The sequence below is a fragment of the Secundilactobacillus hailunensis genome, from assembly GCF_005405185.1.
Taxonomy (GTDB): Bacteria; Bacillota; Bacilli; order Lactobacillales; family Lactobacillaceae; genus Secundilactobacillus; species Secundilactobacillus hailunensis.
The window spans coordinates 1-368 of sequence record NZ_BJDO01000139.1 but is presented as its reverse complement, the minus strand read 5'-3'; the positions used below and the strand labels follow the sequence as shown (position 1 = coordinate 368).

General features: G+C 54.1%; 1 protein-coding gene. It reads left to right on the top strand.

Going from position 1 to position 368, the window contains the following annotated elements:
* Window positions 1-368, top strand: a 368-nt coding sequence (locus FFM73_RS12860; RefSeq protein WP_373278684.1) for a hypothetical protein, incomplete at both ends; no start/stop codon positions are given.

The window sequence follows — 368 nt, the reverse complement described above, 5'->3', positions numbered from 1 at the left end:
GACGGCGATAAGACGGTGGCCGTCGTGCAGACGACACCAACGACTGATCCAACGACGGGTAAAACGAGCACAACGAGCGTTGTGACCGTGACGGAAACGCCAAAGGATCAGCCAAGCTTACCAGCAGTTACAATCAAACCAGGTGAAAGTGTCAAGACCGGCAAGACGACGGTTACGAACGATAACCCTGGCGTAACCATGACCCACGACACGCCAGGAACGGATACCCAAGGTAATCCAACGACTGACCAGACGGGCGAGAACATCAACCCAGATGGCAGCAGTTCCTTCTTTAAGGTAGCTGAACCGGTATCAACGACGAAGGATGGCTACTACAACACGATCACGACCACGGATCCTGAAGGTGG